15 protein-coding genes are annotated in these 15,529 nt (G+C 39.9%); 8 read left to right on the plus strand and 7 right to left on the minus strand.

Annotated elements, in window-relative coordinates; genetic code table 11:
* Nucleotides 1-105: 105 nt before the first annotated feature.
* The 4 genes from fldA to LT090_RS06425 form a co-directional block, all read right to left on the minus strand.
* On the minus strand, nt 106-633 hold the full coding sequence (fldA, locus tag LT090_RS06410) for a flavodoxin FldA (RefSeq protein ID WP_068545120.1): 528 nt from the start codon (nt 631-633) through the stop codon (nt 106-108).
* 32 nt (nt 634-665) lie between these two features.
* Nucleotides 666-944 (minus strand): LexA regulated protein, encoded by a 279-nt coding sequence (gene ybfE / locus LT090_RS06415; RefSeq protein WP_068545121.1) that lies wholly within the window; start codon nt 942-944, stop codon nt 666-668.
* 4 nt (nt 945-948) lie between these two features.
* Nucleotides 949-1,170, minus strand: a complete 222-nt coding sequence (locus LT090_RS06420; protein ID WP_068545122.1) for a DUF2788 domain-containing protein — start codon at nt 1,168-1,170, stop codon at nt 949-951.
* A gap of 91 nt (nt 1,171-1,261) precedes the next feature.
* Nucleotides 1,262-2,053 (minus strand): alpha/beta fold hydrolase, encoded by a 792-nt coding sequence (locus LT090_RS06425; RefSeq protein WP_068545123.1) that lies wholly within the window; start codon nt 2,051-2,053, stop codon nt 1,262-1,264.
* Nucleotides 2,054-2,210: 157 nt separating this feature from the next.
* Here LT090_RS06425 and seqA point away from each other — a divergent pair, with 157 nt between their 5' ends.
* The 6 genes from seqA to LT090_RS06455 all read left to right on the plus strand — a co-directional run bounded on the left by seqA (nt 2,211) and on the right by LT090_RS06455 (nt 9,811).
* A complete protein-coding gene (seqA, locus tag LT090_RS06430) occupies nt 2,211-2,813 on the plus strand; it encodes a replication initiation negative regulator SeqA (protein WP_068545124.1) in 603 nt (200 codons plus the stop codon).
* Between the two features lie 37 nt (nt 2,814-2,850).
* The gene (pgm, locus tag LT090_RS06435; protein ID WP_068545125.1) at nt 2,851-4,497 is read left to right on the plus strand and encodes a phosphoglucomutase (alpha-D-glucose-1,6-bisphosphate-dependent); all 1,647 of its coding nucleotides are present in this window, start codon (nt 2,851-2,853) and stop codon (nt 4,495-4,497) included.
* A 246-nt stretch (nt 4,498-4,743) separates the two neighbouring features.
* Nucleotides 4,744-5,829, plus strand: a complete 1,086-nt coding sequence (gene astE / locus LT090_RS06440; RefSeq protein ID WP_068545126.1) for a succinylglutamate desuccinylase — start codon at nt 4,744-4,746, stop codon at nt 5,827-5,829.
* Between the two features lie 220 nt (nt 5,830-6,049).
* Nucleotides 6,050-7,234, plus strand: coding sequence for a thiamine pyrophosphate-dependent dehydrogenase E1 component subunit alpha (locus LT090_RS06445; RefSeq protein ID WP_068545127.1), 1,185 nt, complete (start codon nt 6,050-6,052; stop codon nt 7,232-7,234).
* Nucleotides 7,234-8,211, plus strand: a complete 978-nt coding sequence (locus tag LT090_RS06450; protein ID WP_068545128.1) for an alpha-ketoacid dehydrogenase subunit beta — start codon at nt 7,234-7,236, stop codon at nt 8,209-8,211. The genes LT090_RS06445 and LT090_RS06450 overlap by 1 nt, the downstream gene beginning before the upstream one ends.
* A 10-nt stretch (nt 8,212-8,221) precedes the next feature.
* Nucleotides 8,222-9,811 (plus strand): dihydrolipoyllysine-residue acetyltransferase, encoded by a 1,590-nt coding sequence (locus tag LT090_RS06455; protein ID WP_068545129.1) that lies wholly within the window; start codon nt 8,222-8,224, stop codon nt 9,809-9,811.
* Nucleotides 9,812-9,927: 116 nt separating this feature from the next.
* Here the strand turns inward: LT090_RS06455 and LT090_RS06460 are convergent, their stop codons facing one another.
* Nucleotides 9,928-10,299, minus strand: coding sequence for a hypothetical protein (locus LT090_RS06460; protein WP_068545130.1), 372 nt, complete (start codon nt 10,297-10,299; stop codon nt 9,928-9,930).
* 8 nt (nt 10,300-10,307) lie between these two features.
* Complete coding sequence (locus tag LT090_RS06465; protein ID WP_068545339.1) at nt 10,308-11,651, minus strand: sulfite oxidase; 1,344 nt, start codon at nt 11,649-11,651, stop codon at nt 10,308-10,310.
* A 272-nt stretch (nt 11,652-11,923) separates the two neighbouring features.
* On the opposite strand from LT090_RS06465, the gene LT090_RS06470 reads away from it, so the two are divergent.
* Together LT090_RS06470 and LT090_RS06475 are read left to right on the plus strand one after the other, a co-directional pair.
* Nucleotides 11,924-12,442, plus strand: coding sequence for a L,D-transpeptidase family protein (locus LT090_RS06470; protein WP_082897057.1), 519 nt, complete (start codon nt 11,924-11,926; stop codon nt 12,440-12,442).
* A 63-nt stretch (nt 12,443-12,505) separates the two neighbouring features.
* Entirely contained in the window at nt 12,506-13,357 is an 852-nt protein-coding gene (locus LT090_RS06475) for a patatin-like phospholipase family protein (protein WP_068545131.1), read from the plus strand.
* An 89-nt stretch (nt 13,358-13,446) separates the two neighbouring features.
* On the opposite strand, the gene metG is transcribed toward LT090_RS06475, so the two are convergent.
* On the minus strand, nt 13,447-15,474 hold the full coding sequence (metG, locus tag LT090_RS06480) for a methionine--tRNA ligase (RefSeq protein ID WP_068545132.1): 2,028 nt from the start codon (nt 15,472-15,474) through the stop codon (nt 13,447-13,449).
* Nucleotides 15,475-15,529: the final 55 nt, after the last annotated feature.

Here is a 15,529-nt window from a genome sequence, read left to right on the forward strand (position 1 = left end):
ACCGAAATAAAACTACAACAATTATCAGGACAAAAAAACCAGTGCTTTGCACTGGTTTTGTATTAAAAAGGCTTGGTTTATGCTTTGTTAGTAAATGTGGATTAATTAATCAAGCAGCTCAGCAAGGCACATTTCATCATTTAATTGTTCAATCCACGCATCCACACGTTCTTCTGTTAGTTCTGGTTGGCGATCTTCATCAAGTGCCAAACCAATAAAGGTATTCTCATCTAACAATGCTTTCGATGCTTCAAATTCATAACCGTCGGTAGACCAACCACCAACCATGATTGCACCTTTAGACTCAACGATATCACGAAGCGGAGCCATGGCGTCAACAAAGTACTCTGCGTAATCTTCTTGGTCGCCAAGACCAAAGATAGCGACTAATTTGTCGTTGAAGTCAATTTCTTCTAATTCTGGTAAAAAGTCATCCCAATCACATTGGTTTTCACCATAATACCACGTTGGAATACCTAGAATTAACAGATCAAATTCTGCAATATCTTCTTTAGTACTTTTGGCGATATCTTTAACATCAACGTTCTTTTTACCCAGTTTTTTCTGGATCATTTTTGAAACAGCTTCTGTATTGCCTGTATCACTACCAAAAAAAAGTCCGACAGTTGCCATGTGTTTAAACCCTTAATATTTCGATCTTTAAATTACTTTTTCGAAGCCATTGCTTCGGTTAATAGTGACTCTATGAGTTCACTGCGACTTACGCCAGTCTCTTTTGCCAACTCATCTAGTTGATCAAAGAGCTCTTGATGAATCTTAAATTCAACACGTTTTAAGCCTTTGTTTTTGTCTCGCTTAACCTGGTTACGCTTATTAATTTTAACCTGAACTTCCCTTGAATACGGATTTGTTCGAGGCCTACCAGGGCGTTTTTCATCAACAAATAAATCTATTGTTGTTGTATCAGCTGTTTCTTTTGCCATAAATCTAGCCTATACCGTTGCTTTCCCATATGACCTGGATCACACCTTTCGCAATAAATCCGGCACAACCTAGAAATAATACGAAATAGACTACTAAGCGGCCATTTCTCGGTACATCATTCTTTTTCATCACGTCATGAATAGACATACCAATGAAGAAAAATATCACCAAAAAAAATAAATTTAGGCCAATAGATTCGATTAATTCTAAATTTTCGGAAATCATACTACGCTCACCCTTGAATTTACGGCGGCACTATAGCACAAAGCAATGTTCGATTGCAGCAAAAAATAACGCAAATTGAACGACTTTACGGCTAATTGTTTAGCTTTAAGAAATCTGTGACTATCTTATTAAAGGCTGCTGGCTTTTCGGCGTGTAGCCAGTGACCGACGCCTTGAATAATACGGCCTTTTGATTTTGGAAATAATTTGCCTATTTCGGCTCGATGTTCGGCAAGAATATAGTTTGAATTGCTACCTTTGATAAACAGTGTCTCTCCATCAAAAGCACTATCATGTTCATTGCCTTTGACTACTTCTGCGTAATCATTTGCAATATTTTCTATATTTGCACGCCAATAAAAGCATTGGTCACCTTTGGCAATGTTCTTTAACAAAAACTGCCTTACGCCAACTTCGTCAACATATTGAGCTAATTGCTTATCAGCGTCATTCCGGTTTGTTATCTCATCGATATCTATCGACAATAAACCTGAGATTATTTCGTTGTGATGATGTTCATATTGAACCGGAGCAATATCAGCGACGATAAGCTTATTTACTTTTTCCGGGTGTTGTAGGGCAAACTGCATCGCTATTTTTCCGCCCATCGAATGACCTAATAAGTGAAAATTCTCTAGTTGTAAATGCTCGACAAGATCTAAAATATCCTGCGCCATGTCTTTATAATTCATTGATTTGTGATGAAACGAACTGCCATGATTGCGGACATCAACACTGACTACTCGATAATCTTGCTCGAGTGCTCGGGCGATCATATTTAAGTTTTCTAAACTACCAAACAGGCCGTGGATCAATAAGATAGGTTCACCACTGCCGCGTTCAACATAATTTAATAAACTGTCTTTTTGCACGATTTTACTCATTAATTGGTCTTAATATTTGCCTGCATTTTAAAGATTAATGTTTTGATACTCAAATTCTTTAGAAAAATATTAAAATGTCGGCAAAACAGGGTAGGAAGTTTTCTTTAAGGTAAGTATAATCTTCCCACTTTCGAAAAATAATATCATTGGAACGTAAATGAAAACCCTCGAAATCGATGACGAACTATATCAATACATCGCCAGTAACACTAAGTTTATAGGCGAAAGCGCAACCGACATTTTGCGTCGACTACTCAACGTAGACCAAAACGTAGAACCATTAGAAAACAACACCGACCAAGCGTCAGTTGTTGCTACAGACATACCTGCCGACGAACAAGTTAAAGAGCCAATAGGCACTGAACAAGTTGACACTAAAAACTCAGTTAAAACAGAGAAGCAAATAAATGATGAGATTAATCGTCAGAGTATTTTTGATCTGGTTAACAAAGAAGAGCTTGCTACCCAACGCGGGGCAGTAGGCAGATTTTTATTAATATTGTCTAATTTGTATCGAGTGCAACCAAAACAATTTGATGCTGTGTTGGATATTCGTGGACGTGACCGTTTATATTTCTCAAATTCTGAGGAAGCATTATTAAAAGCGGGCAGTTCAACCAAACCTAAGCAAATTCCAGAAACAGATTTTTGGGTGATTACTAACTCAAATACTACAAAGAAAAAATCAATGTTAACGAACGTTGCCACTGTATTAGGTTATAGTAAAAGCGATGTAGAAAAAATTCGCGACCTTTTGTAATTACAAACAACGTACGTTTTTAAAGTAAGGGAATTAGATGAGTGTACACGAACATGCTGGAAAACCAGCGCGACCAGAAGACAGAATTAATCTTGGTAAATTAGCCAGCGATTATTTCCTATTAAAACCAGACGTTAATGTTGCTGAGCAAAAAGTCAGTTTCGGCACGTCTGGTCATCGTGGCAGTGCAACGAAGATTAGCTTCAATGAAGATCATATTTTAGCTATTTGCCAAGCTGTAGCAGAATATCGATTGCAGCAAGGTTTCGATGGACCACTTTTTCTCGGTAAAGACACTCATGCTTTGTCTGAGCCTGCATTTGCTTCAGCATTGTCGGTATTGATTGCTAATAATGTTCCTGTAGTAATTCAACATGACCACGGCTTTACACCAACGCCAGTTATTTCTCGTCTAATCATTGATCATAATAAAAACAATGAATCGCAAGCTGACGGATTGATTATTACACCGTCTCATAACCCTCCTAGCGATGGCGGTATTAAATACAACCCTCCACATGGCGGTCCGGCTGAAGGCGAGATAACGAAGTTAATTGAACAACGTGCAAACGAAATTTTGGCTAATGGCTTAAATGACGTAAAGCGTCTTGATTTAACTGTTGCCATGCAATCAGAGTACTTAACGAAATCGAATTTTATTAATTTTTATGCCAAACAGTTATCTGACGTTATCGATTTATACGCGATTAGCAAAGCAGGTATCGAGATTGGTGTTGATCCACTTGGTGGTTCAGGTATTGATTACTGGCCAGAGATTGCCAAGTTGCATAACTTAAATATTAAAATTGTTAATCCTGTTGTTGACGCCAGTTTTGCTTTTATGCCGCTTGATAAAGATGGCAAAATTCGCATGGATTGCTCATCGCCATATGCAATGTCAGGTTTAATCGCGATGAAGGACGATTTCGATATTAGTGTCGGTAATGACCCTGATTTTGACCGTCACGGTATTGTGACCAAAAGCGGCGGCTTGATGAATCCTAATCATTTCCTAGCGGTCGCGATTAATTACTTGTTAACGCATCGCCAATGGGATGAATCAGTGAAAATCGGTAAGACCTTGGTGTCGAGCTCATTGATTGATCGTGTTGCTAATAAACTACAAAAACCACTATCTGAAGTACCAGTTGGTTTTAAATGGTTTGTTGATGGCTTAAAAGACGGAAGTTATGCCTTTGGCGGTGAAGAAAGCGCTGGCGCTTCATTCCTTGCACTTGATGGCAGTTGCTGGACAACCGATAAAGACGGTTTTGTTATGTGTCTATTAGCGGCTGAAATTTTAGCGGTAACAGGTAAAGACCCTTATCAATGGTATTTAGAATTAGCAGCAGAGCTTGGCGAACCGAAATATGGCCGAGTTGAAGCAGTAGCTACGACTGCGCAAAAGAAAGTACTAACATCTTTATCGCAAGATGATGTTGCACAAGATACCTTAGCTGGTGAAAAGATAGTGGCTATTTTAAGCCATGCGCCAGGTAATGATGCGGCCATTGGCGGCGTGAAAGTCGTTACTGATAATGGTTGGTTTGCTGCGCGTCCATCTGGCACTGAAGAAATTTATAAAATTTATGCCGAAAGTTTTATTGATGAGCAACATCTACAGCTGATCATCTCTGAAGCTCAAACTTTGGTTAGCGCAGCATTTAAAAACGCAGGTTTATAAAACCTTAGATTCCGGTGTCAGAGTCCACTAAAACTATTTACTGGACTCTGACACCGGTATTTTTGCACAAGTATTATTTAATTTACGCTTTGGTCGCTTTAGAATTAATAAGTTATTAGCGCTTATTGATATTTTGACCTAAAATCCCCTCCATAAACTATCTTTTGTTTGCACCGATATTTAGAACAGTCTTAACTAAATTTTTAATTTATGTGTAAACTAGTATCAGGAATATTTTCAGCCACAATGTCAGAACAAAAACAAAACACCACAAACGAAATTGCAGAACAATTAAAAGCCACTGGTGACTTTCTAGCGATTACTTGTCAATACCCTGATGCATTACCTCAAACATTTAACCTTACTCTGACAAACCCAAATAACAATCAACAATGCTTAGTTAGCGTATTAGATACAGGCGTCATTTGTTTTGAACCAATCGATCAAGTGACAGACAGCGATATTGTCCTTTCTTGTGCTGTTCATGGCAATGAGACCGCTCCTATAGAGATTTGCCAGCAGCTTGTAAAAGATCTAATGTCAGGCGATTTAGCATTAAAACAACGCGTGTTGTTTTTGTTTGCTAATCCAAGTGCCATCAACATAGATAAACGCTTTGTTGAGGAAAATCTAAATCGCCTATTTAGCGGTACTCACAGCGACGGTGAAGGGTTAGTTAACGCAGAGCGTATTCGAGCCAAAGCATTAGAAGATTATGTTCGTGATTTCTTCGATCAAGGTAGTCAAATTAGCGGCGACAGGACTCGCTATCATTACGATTTACATACGGCGATTCGTGGTTCTAAATATGAAAAATTTGCCGTTTATCCATTCTTAAACGGCAAGCCTCGCAGCAAAGCTCAACTAGAGATATTAGCAAGCTGTGGTGTAAGCACTATATTGTTATCACATAGCCCAACGACAACATTCAGTTACTACTCAGCTAACGAATTTAATGCTCATGCGTTTACCGTTGAGCTTGGTCAAGTTAAACCATTTGGTCAAAACGATATGGACAGTTTTGCAGCTTGTCATCAAACCCTTGCTCAAATGATCAGTGCAGAGCAATTATCAGTTAAAGAATTCGATCCAAAGGATTTTAATATATTTGAAATTTATCAAACGGTTAATCGTGAAAATGAAGATTTCTTCTTGCATTTCTCTGATGATGTTAAGAATTTCACCGACTATCCACTTGATACTTTGATTGCTACAGACGGTGATAAAGAGTTTCGTACTACACGAGTAGGCGAAGCAATTATTTTCCCTAATGCCAAAGTAGCTCTGGGCCAGAGAGCATTGTTAACAGTGATCCCGACCTCTATTGATTAGTTACTAGGCAAAGGTGTAAAGGTAAATTTCCACTCGTTTTAAAGCGCGAGGTTCTTAGTTATGCCAAATAATTGCAACTCATTCACTTGAATTGTAAAGTCTCGGCAATCAAAAATTACAACTAATGTTACGTCTAAGTAAAATCAGCTTTACAAGCTATTGATAAGCAAAGGTTTAGACGAAATTAACTAGCATTCATATGCGGTAAGAAGAGAAAACTATGGACACTGAAAAGTATCAAGAGAGTGAAACGGTTCATCAACCTACATATATCGATGGCCATTCCGTTAACATTCCTATTTTAAGAATCTTAAAGCAAGATGGAAGCGTTTATAAAAATGCTGACTTACCAGAACTTGATCAAGAACTTGCGACCAAAATCTATAAAACCTTAGCGTTTCACCGTGTATTAGATGAACGTATGACTGCGTCACAACGTCAAGGTCGTTTAAGTTTTTATATGACCGCTTTAGGTGAAGAAGCAGCAAGTGTTGGTAGTGCAGCAGCATTAGAGCCACAAGATATGATCATGGCGCAATACCGTGAACAGGGCGCTTTAATGTTCCGTGGCTTTAGCTTAGAAAACTTTATGAACCAAATGTTTTCAAATGAAAAAGATTTGGGTAAAGGTCGTCAAATGCCAATCCATTACGGTTCAAAAGAATTGAACTATATGACGATTTCATCGCCGCTATGTACGCAAGTTCCACAAGCTGCTGGTTATGCTTACGGTCAAAAGCTACAAGGTTTAGATGCTTGTACGATTTGTTATATCGGTGAAGGAGCCGCTTCTGAAGGTGACTTCCATGCCGGACTTAATATGGCCGCAGTGCATAACGCGCCGGTAATATTTTTTGTTCGTAACAATGGCTATGCTATTTCAACACCTTCAACGGAGCAGTACGCCGGTAACGGTATTGCCCCTCGTGGTGTAGGTTACGGTATTAAAACAATTCGTGTTGACGGTAATGACTTACTTGCTGTTTTAAAAGCAACTCAAGAAGCTCGCGCTTACGTGCTTAAAGAAAACAAACCTATGATGATTGAGGCAATGTCTTATCGTTTAGGTGCGCATTCAACATCGGATGACCCAAGTGGCTACCGTACTCGTGAAGAAGAAGCTAAGTACGCTGATCACGATCCTATTTTGCGCATGAAAAACTACATGTTAGCGAAAAAATGGTGGAATGAAGAACAAGAAACAGAGTTATTTGATTCATACCGAGAAGAGATTTTAGCAGCGGTAAAAGTTGCTGAAGTTATCGAGAAACCACAAGTTGAAGAATTAATTACTGATGTATATGACACGCCAAGTGAGCATTTAAAGCAACAGCTGGCAGAATTAAAAGATCACATCAAGAAGTACCCAGATGCCTACCCAGTAACGGCAGGGAGAATTAAATAATGGCACAAATGAATTTATTACACGCGATCAATAATGCCCTTGAAATCGCGATGAAAGACGACCCGACAACAGTATGTTTTGGTGAAGATGTTGGCCATTTTGGTGGTGTATTCCGCGCTACCAGTAACTTGCAGGAAAAGTTTGGTAAAGACCGTTGTTTTAACACACCTTTAACTGAGCAAGGTATCATGGGTTTTGCCAATGGTTTAGCAGCTCAAGGTAGTTGTACGGTTGCTGAAATTCAGTTCGCTGATTATATCTTTCCGGCATTTGACCAAATCGTTAATGAGTCTGCGAAATTTAGATATCGCAGTGGTAACGAATTTAACGTTGGTAAACTTACGATTCGTACGCCATACGGCGGTGGTATTGCTGGTGGTTTATACCACTCTCAATCACCAGAAGCATACTTTGCTCATACGCCAGGATTGAAAATTGTTGTTCCTCGTAATCCTTATCAAGCAAAAGGTTTATTACTTGCTGCGATACGTGACGACAACCCTGTTGTATTTTTTGAACCTAAGAAGTTATATCGTGCTTCAATTGGCGAAGTGCCAGAAGAAGATTATCAGTTACCGTTAGGTAAAGCTGAAGTTGTAAAACAAGGCAGTGATATCACCCTATTAGGTTGGGGCGCACAAATGGAAACGATTGAAGCCGCTGCTGAAATGGCAGAGAAGAAGGGCGTTTCTTGTGAAATAATTGATTTACGTTCGATTCTTCCATGGGATGTGGACACTGTTGCTCAATCTGTTACTAAAACAGGTCGTTTATTGATTAACCATGAAGCACCATTAACTGGTGGCTTTGCTGGTGAAATCGCAGCAACGATTCAAGACAAGTGTTTCTTAAACTTAGAGTCTCCAATTGCTCGTGTATGTGGTATTGATACACCATTCCCGTTGGCACATGAAAAAGAATACATGCCAGACGAATTGAAAACATTTGAAGCCATTATGGCCTCGGTTAACTACTAGGAATTTATCGATGAGTATTGATTTTATATTACCAGATATCGGTGAAGGTATTGTTGAATGTGAACTGGTTGAATGGCTAGTAGCTGAAGGCGAACACATTAAAGAAGACCAACCTGTTGCTGACGTAATGACTGATAAAGCATTAGTGCAAATCCCAGCAATGCATTCTGGCGTTGTTGACAAGTTGTATTACGCAAAAGGCGATATTGCCAAAGTTCATTCTCCATTGTTTGCTATGACACCAGAAGGCGACGCTGCTGCTCCTGCTGCGCCAGCAGTTGAAACTCCAGCGGTTGAAGCTGCTGTTGTAACCGAAGTGTCTGCGAGCTCGGAAACGGTAATCGATGACTTTATCTTACCGGATATTGGTGAAGGCATTGTTGAATGTGAAATTGTTGATTGGTTAGTAAGCGAAGGCGATATGATCGAAGAAGATCAAGCCGTTGTCGATGTAATGACCGATAAAGCGTTGGTACAAATTCCAGCAAAATATGCAGGTAAAGTGGTTAAACTTCACTATGCCAAAGGTGACATTGCAAAAGTACACCAGCCATTGTTTGCTATTGAAATTACCGGTGGTGCTCCAGCTGCTGCAGCGCCAACTGCGCACACTGTATCAGCGCCTCAAAAAGCGGCATCAGCGCCAGTTAAAGCGCCGACTGTTGCTACTAAGCAAGACGAGGCAGCACCTGTTGCACAAAAGAGTAATACAGGTAAAGCATTAGCAAGTCCTGCGGTTCGACGTGTGGCTCGTGAATTAAATGTCAATATTCATGAGGTGCCAGGTACAGGACCAAAAGGTCGTGTATATAAACAAGACGTTGTTAACTTTAATGAAGCTCCGGTAAGCACTGCGGCGACAGCAGCTACAGCGACAGTTTCTGCAACAGCGGGCGAAAATAGAGTTGAACCGATTCGTGGTGTTAAAGCTGCGATGGCGAAAGCGATGGTTGCTTCAGTATCGACAATCCCTCACTTCACTTACTGTGAAGAAATTGACATGACTGACCTTATTGCGTTGCGTTTAAAACTTAAAGAAGTTTATGCAAAACAAGATATTAAATTAACTATGATGCCTTTCTTTATGAAAGCAATGTCATTAGCAATCAAAGAGTTCCCACTAGTAAATACGAAAGTGAACGATGATTGCACTGAGTTAACGTATTTTGATGATCATAATATTGGTATGGCAGTTGATTCAAAAGTTGGCTTGTTAGTGCCTAATGTTAAACAAGTACAAAACCTTTCAATTATTGAAGTAGCGAAAGAGGTAAGTCGATTAACCAATGACGCTCGTAACGGTCGTGTTGCTACCCAAGATATTAAAGGCGGTACAATCAGTATCTCTAATATCGGTGCACTAGGTGGAACAATTGCTACGCCAATTATAAACAAGCCTGAAGTAGCAATTGTTGCGTTAGGTAAATTGCAAAAACTGCCTCGTTTTAATGATAAAGGTGAAGTTGAAGCGCGTTCAATTATGCAAGTAAGTTGGTCTGGAGACCATCGCGTAATTGATGGCGGCACAATCGCTCGTTTCTGTAATCTTTGGAAGTCGTTCCTAGAAGATCCGACAAGCATGATCATGCATATGTCTTAATCGACGATTCGATGCTTATATAAATAAACAAACCCGCGTAAGCGGGTTTTTTATTGCTAATTTGGCTAAGCCTAATCCAAAGCCAACAAATTAGCTGACTAAAACTAATTTAATACTCAATCTTTAGTTGGTAACAAATGCTCAGGTAAATTTTTACGTCGACCAGTATCTTTAGGACTGTAGTGCTTTTCTAAGTAATCCAAAATCACTTTCTCATTATCCATCAGCGGCCACAATCCTTGGCTTTTCTGCATCCAGCGAATTGTTTCTAGCCAGGTATCACGACTCATTCTATTTTGAGTCACCAATTTGGCACTGTGGCAGGCAGTACAATGAGCTTTTACCATAATAAAGCCTTCATCAATAATTAGCCCTGTAGGCGGATCGATATCATAGGTTTTATTTGGTGCTGCAATTGCAGAAAATCCTAAAATTAACGCAGTAACTACTGGAGCCATGACTATTGATATTGAGAGTAATTTCTTCATCATTATTCCTAAACAACTTTTACTGCAATTCGATGGCAGGCATTGTTTAAATAACCTTTAGGGTTCCAGCCGGGTAAAATCATTGGCTGGCTAATCCCGTCCGAATCAGTGGCTTTCGCCCAGACTTCGTAATATCCTGGTTTTGGAAAAGAAACCTCGGTTTTCCAATGTTGCCATGCGTTTTGGTTTACAGGCTTGGTAACCGTGACATCTTGCCATGTTTGTCCGAAGTCGATTGATACTTGCATTGCAACAACGCTTTTATCGCCAGCCCAAGCGTGTCCTCTAACGGTCATCTTAGTGTCGAGTTTTTGCAATACTCCAGACTTTGGAAAGGTAACGAGTGATTTAACCGGCATATTTTCGATGATGCACATGTCTTCGTCAGCAACTTTACTCCCAGGTGCTACTGACTCGCAAGGCACTCGATAAGCAGTTCCCGTCATTTTTGCACCGTCGTGAACTTTATTACGGATATCGATTCCTGTTAGCCACTTTCCGCCTGTAGATGCCGGCCAACCGCCAAAGACTAAACGCAAAGGATGGCCATTCATCACCGGCATGTCTTCGCCATTAATTGCCCAGGCGATTAACGACTCTTGTTCTAATGCTTTATTGATTGGTACACCACGAGAGATTGCTGCTTTATTTGGATCGCCACTTAAATGTGAATCTGCACCGTGATAGCCAATATAAACGGCATCGTCTTTAATGCCACAGTCTGCCAATACGTCCTTCAGACGCACGCCAGTCCACTCTGGGCAGCCAATAGCACCTGTGGTCCACTGGTTACCTTTTGCTGGTGGGTTAAACTCGCTACGACCGTTACCACCGCATTCTAAGGTTAATTGATAGGTATGATGCTTAAATTTTGACTTCAATTCAGCCAAGGTATAGGTTTTTGATTGTTTAACTGATTCGCCAGCTATGGTAAGTGTCCAATTCTCTGCGTCAATGTTCTTTGGTGGAATGCCATTATTTCGAACGAATAATCTGTTGGCAGGGGTAATGTTGTCGTCAAGCAAATGAGCAGGCGTTTCGGCATTGATGGGTTTATCATTTAGTACGATTAACCCCGGATCTTTTCCTTCAATCATAAACTTTTCGGTTGTTTGCGCCAGTGCTGCAGGTATGAGACCTGCGGGCATAAATCGGCTAAACACGATTTCTGCGCCAAGTAGGGTTGTCATTGCCGTTAAGCCACGTAAAAATCCACGGCGGGTAATTGGATCGTGGGTGCGGCCAAAGACTTTTAAATCAGCTTCTATTGGGTCCTGGGCATATAACTCGCCTATACCTATAGTATTTACAGGCGACTTTGTTGTAACCGCTGCAAATGGAGCGTCTATCATTGTTGGGTTTTGTTTTTTATCTTTAGACATTCGTATTCAATACCATGAGTTTGATAAATTGCTAGAATAAATAATGTGCAGAGAGTGCCTTTAAGTAAAGGGTAAACTATCTACTGAAAAGAGGTTTTCTCAATTTGAATGGTATTGGTGTCAATTAACCAATGGGTTAGCATTTGTTAAATGCTTCCTAATTTCGTAGTATCAGGCTATCTTAACCTTAACTGGTTACTTAGCAAGCCAGATAAAATAGAAGAGAATTACAACGCGATAATATGATCATTAAACGAGTCTTTTTAATTGTCTGTTTAACGGCATTTTGTCAGTTAGCAGTAGCCAACAGTATTAGTAGCATTAACAATGCACATTTCACTATCGATTTAGTGAAAGTAGATAAATCTGCTCGCAAAATGTATCTGCTATCGCAAGGCAAGATTGTCAAACAATACCATATCGCCCTTGGTGAAAACCCTAAAGGCCACAAAGTACAAGAAGGGGATAACAGGACTCCTGAAGGTAACTATGTTCTTGATTACAAGAAAGAAAACTCAGCTTTTTATCGAGCTTTTCATATTAACTACCCTAATCTGAATGACATTAAAAATGCCAATGAACTTGGCGTTCATCCTGGCGGGCAAATAATGATCCACGGTCAAAAAAATGAGTCGACTAAAAATCCTAAGCTGGTACAGCGTTTTAACTGGACCAATGGCTGTATTGCGTTGACTAATAAAGAAATGGATGAGTTGCTTGAGCTTGTTGATAGTGGCACTAAAATTAAAATTGAATGGTAACCTCAAATTATCGAATTGCCATTAATTTTGTATAACAAAAACTAAAAACAATATTAAAACAATATGAATAAAAACACTCTAGTACTCGGTGGTGGTGGCTTAACTGGTATTGCATGGATGACAGGTATTTTGTCAGCGTTGGAACAGCACGATATATCGCCACAATCATTCTCTAAAGCAATTGGCACATCTGCAGGCTCTGCGGTTGCGGCGCAAATATATAGTGAGGTGCCAATTGGCGAATTGTACCTAAATCAGGTGCAGTCAACAAAGCAAAGTAGTGAATTTAAACCCAAGTTAAATAAAATGTGGTTATTGTTTAAGTTGCTCCCTGCGCTTTTTTACTGGAAGAAACCGCGAGCATTTCGAAAAAAAGTTGCTGAGATAGCATTAAAAAGGGGATTTGAATTAACAACGCAGCGATTTGAAGCGGTTAAATCTCGATTAAGCGGCGATCATTGGCATAGCGCTGTTAATATAGTTGCTTTAAATGCTGAAACTGGTGATAAAGCCGTATTTAATCAAAGTTCTAATGTAATGCTTGCTGACGCCGTTACCGCAAGTTGTGCTGTTCCGCTTGTTTGGCCCGCTCACAAAATTAACGGTGAGTATTTTATTGATGGTGGCGTCCGTTCATTAAATAACGCCGATCTTGCTATTGGTGCTGATAAGGTGCTAATTCTCTCTCCTATGGGGGAAGGGCACGGCAGCTTTCCAGGTAATAATTTACAACAAGAGATTACCTTGCTTGAAAGCAATGGGGCAAAAGTGTTTTTGATCACCCCTGATTTGATAGCGAAACAACAAATGGGGAAAGATCCGCTGGCGCCTGAGAAAAAGTCTGCTGCTGCCGAAACTGGATTACGTCAAGGGTTGTTAATAGCACAACAGGTCAGTCAGTTTTTATCTAATTAACAAGCATTGGTAGATTCGTTTCAAAAATAAAAAGAGAGCCAACGCTCCCTTTTAAATGCTTAATTTAATGTAGCGGCCTTTAGGCAATCTTACATCACGCGCATACCAGGTTGTGCACCATCATCTGGGTTAAGAATAAAGATATCTTTACCTCCAGGGCCTGCCGCAATAATCATTCCTTCAGACATACCAAAACGCATTTTACGAGGTGCTAAATTAGCGACAACTACCGTTAATTTACCGACTAAGTCTTCCGGTTGATACGCTGACTTAATACCCGCAAAAATTTGACGAGTTTCGCCGCCTAAATCTACTTCGATACGCAGCAGTTTGTCTGCTTTCTCAACATGCTCGGCGACAACGATCTTAGCAACACGTAAATCCACTTTAGCGAAATCTTCAAAACCAATTTCGTCTGCAATAGGATCATCAGCTAATGGACCAGTTACTGGTTCTGCTTGTGCAGCAACCAAGTTATCTTTTGAATCTTCTACCATGGCGTTAATCTTATCCATTTCTACGCGTTGCATTAACGCTTTAAATTTATTAATTTTGTGATCTTGTAATAGCGCTTTATGACCATCCCAGTTAAGCTCATCGTTTAAGAAGCCAGCTGTTTTAGCTGAAAGCTCTGGCAATACTGGTTTTAAGTAAATCATTAAAATACGGAACAAGTTAATACCTAAAGAACAAATGTCTTGTACTTCTTGTTGCTTTCCGTCTTCTTTAATTAACTGCCATGGCTCTTTAATCGCGATATATTCGTTTACTTTGTCTGCTAATGCCATTATTTCACGCATCGCTTTACCAAATTCACGACTTTCATAATGAGCGGCAATTGAGTCACCGGCGTTCATAACTTCTTTAGCAAGTGCTTCATCATCAATGTTTGCCGACAGCATGCCGTCAAATTTCTTACTAATAAAGCTGGCACAGCGAGAAGCAATGTTCACTACTTTACCAACCATGTCTGAATTAACGCGTTGTGCGAAGTCCTCAAGGTTAAGATCTAAGTCATCAATACGAGAAGTCAGTTTAGCGGCGAAGTAGTAACGTAAATATTCTGGGTTTAAGTGTTCAAGGTAAGTACGGCCTTTAATGAACGTACCTTTTGATTTACTCATTTTTGTACCGTTAACGGTTACAAAACCATGGGCATAAACGCTTGTCGGTTGACGGTAGTCAGCACCTTTAAGCATTGCTGGCCAAAATAGTGAATGGAAATAAATAATGTCTTTACCGATAAAATGGTAAAGCTCAGCTTCTGAGTCTTTTTTCCAAAACTCATCAAAGTTAATGCCTTTTTTATCACATAGGTTTTTAAAGCTACCCATATATCCAATTGGAGCATCTAACCAAACGTAGAAGAATTTACCTGGCGCATTTGGAATTTCAAAACCAAAGTATGGTGCATCACGGCTGATATCCCACTGTTGTAGGCCAGACTCAAACCATTCGTTCAGTTTGTTTGCCATCTCTTCTTGTAGCGCACCACTGCGCGTCCAGTCTTTAAGCATTTGCTCAAACGCTGGTAAGTCAAAGAAGTAATGCTCTGAATCTTTCAGCACAGGTGTTGCACCTGAAACAACCGATACCGGGTTTATTAAATCTGTTGGTGAATATGTCGCACCACAGCTATCACAGTTATCACCGTTTTGATCTTCGCTCTTACAAGTTGGGCATGTACCTTTTACGAAGCGATCAGGTAAGAACATTTCTTTTTCTGGATCGAACAATTGAGAAATTGTACGACGCTTGATGTAGCCATTGTCATCAAGACGTGTGTATATTTGTTCGGCAAAGGCTTTGTTTTCTTCACTATGGGTTGAGTGATAGTTATCAAATTCAATGTGGAAATCGGCAAAATCAGCCATGTGCTCTTCACGCACTTGGTTGATCATTTGCTCCGGAGTAATACCTAATTGCTGTGCTTTAAGCATGATAGGAGTACCGTGAGCATCGTCTGCACAGACATAATATGCTTCATGACCACGCATCTTTTGGAAGCGTACCCAGATATCTGTTTGGATGTATTCTAGAAGGTGGCCTAAATGGATTGGGCCGTTTGCGTATGGTAACGCACTGGTCACAAGAATTTTGCGATTATTGCTTGTCATTGACTTAATTGCCTAAGTTAAAATATTTTAATGGAAATATGGTGACGGATAGTAC

It is taken from the genome of Thalassotalea crassostreae, from assembly GCF_001831495.1.
Lineage (GTDB): Bacteria > Pseudomonadota > Gammaproteobacteria > Enterobacterales > Alteromonadaceae > Thalassotalea_A > Thalassotalea_A crassostreae.

Excerpts from the sequence above, each read along its gene's own strand:
- fldA (WP_068545120.1), bottom strand. The coding sequence starts at position 633 with ATGGCAACTGTCGGACTTTTTTTTGGTAGTGATACAGGCAATACAGAA.
- ybfE (WP_068545121.1), bottom strand. The coding sequence starts at position 944 with ATGGCAAAAGAAACAGCTGATACAACAACAATAGATTTATTTGTTGAT.
- LT090_RS06420 (WP_068545122.1), bottom strand. The coding sequence starts at position 1,170 with ATGATTTCCGAAAATTTAGAATTAATCGAATCTATTGGCCTAAATTTA.
- LT090_RS06425 (WP_068545123.1), bottom strand. The coding sequence starts at position 2,053 with ATGAGTAAAATCGTGCAAAAAGACAGTTTATTAAATTATGTTGAACGC.
- seqA (WP_068545124.1), top strand. The coding sequence starts at position 2,211 with ATGAAAACCCTCGAAATCGATGACGAACTATATCAATACATCGCCAGT.
- pgm (WP_068545125.1), top strand. The coding sequence starts at position 2,851 with ATGAGTGTACACGAACATGCTGGAAAACCAGCGCGACCAGAAGACAGA.
- astE (WP_068545126.1), top strand. The coding sequence starts at position 4,744 with ATGTCAGAACAAAAACAAAACACCACAAACGAAATTGCAGAACAATTA.
- LT090_RS06445 (WP_068545127.1), top strand. The coding sequence starts at position 6,050 with ATGGACACTGAAAAGTATCAAGAGAGTGAAACGGTTCATCAACCTACA.
- LT090_RS06450 (WP_068545128.1), top strand. The coding sequence starts at position 7,234 with ATGGCACAAATGAATTTATTACACGCGATCAATAATGCCCTTGAAATC.
- LT090_RS06455 (WP_068545129.1), top strand. The coding sequence starts at position 8,222 with ATGAGTATTGATTTTATATTACCAGATATCGGTGAAGGTATTGTTGAA.
- LT090_RS06460 (WP_068545130.1), bottom strand. The coding sequence starts at position 10,299 with ATGAAGAAATTACTCTCAATATCAATAGTCATGGCTCCAGTAGTTACT.
- LT090_RS06465 (WP_068545339.1), bottom strand. The coding sequence starts at position 11,651 with ATGATAGACGCTCCATTTGCAGCGGTTACAACAAAGTCGCCTGTAAAT.
- LT090_RS06470 (WP_082897057.1), top strand. The coding sequence starts at position 11,924 with ATGATCATTAAACGAGTCTTTTTAATTGTCTGTTTAACGGCATTTTGT.
- LT090_RS06475 (WP_068545131.1), top strand. The coding sequence starts at position 12,506 with ATGAATAAAAACACTCTAGTACTCGGTGGTGGTGGCTTAACTGGTATT.
- metG (WP_068545132.1), bottom strand. The coding sequence starts at position 15,474 with ATGACAAGCAATAATCGCAAAATTCTTGTGACCAGTGCGTTACCATAC.